The 624-nt window shown below is 65.4% G+C and carries 1 pseudogene and 1 other annotated feature; the pseudogene reads left to right on the top strand.

Annotated features, from left to right (window positions below):
• Positions 1 to 151: a sequence feature (AL1L pseudoknot), on the top strand.
• Positions 1 to 561, top strand: a pseudogene (locus tag FGX59_RS37255) (IS3 family transposase); the annotation flags it as partial. (Overlaps the previous feature by 151 nt.)
• Positions 562 to 624 lie beyond the last annotated feature (63 nt).

A 624-nucleotide genomic window follows, 5' to 3' on the forward strand; every position in this document is an offset into this window, starting at 1 on the left:
TTTTTCGCGCAGGCGGAGCTCGACCGCCCTGCGAGGAAATGAAGATGTTCATCGAAGAGCATCGCGACCAGTACGGGGCTTGGCCATCGAGGCGCCATCGGTCCGAGCCCGATGGCTGAGGCCGGTCTGCCGTGTGCTGCCGATTGCCCCGTCCACCTATCGCGCCCATGCCGCCAGCCAGGCCGATCCCGCGAAGCTGTCCGGCCGCGCCAGACGGGATACCGAACTGCGCCCCGGGATCCAGCGCGTCCGGGACGAGACCTTCCAGGTCTACGGCGTCCGCAAGGTTTGGCGTCAACTCAATCGGGAGGGCATCGCAGTGGCCCGGTGCACGGTTTCCAGATTGATGTCCGACATGGGGTTGGCCGGTGTCGTGCGTGGAAAGGCCCGGAAAACAACAGTTCCCGATCCGTCCACGCCATACCCTGAGGACCGCGTGAACCGCGAGTTCCATGCCCCGGCGCCGAACATGCTCTGGCTGTCGGACTTCACCTGCGTCGCGACCTGGGGGGCTTCGTTTGCGTGGCCGCTCGCCATTGGGCTCGAACCATGTATGGATGGCTCCCGCGTGGCAAGGGCGTTTCGTGGGCTTCTGGCGTCTGGTCGGGTGCGGTCATGTATTCG

Source organism: Poseidonocella sp. HB161398 (assembly GCF_005870025.1).
Lineage (GTDB): Bacteria > Pseudomonadota > Alphaproteobacteria > Rhodobacterales > Rhodobacteraceae > Mangrovicoccus.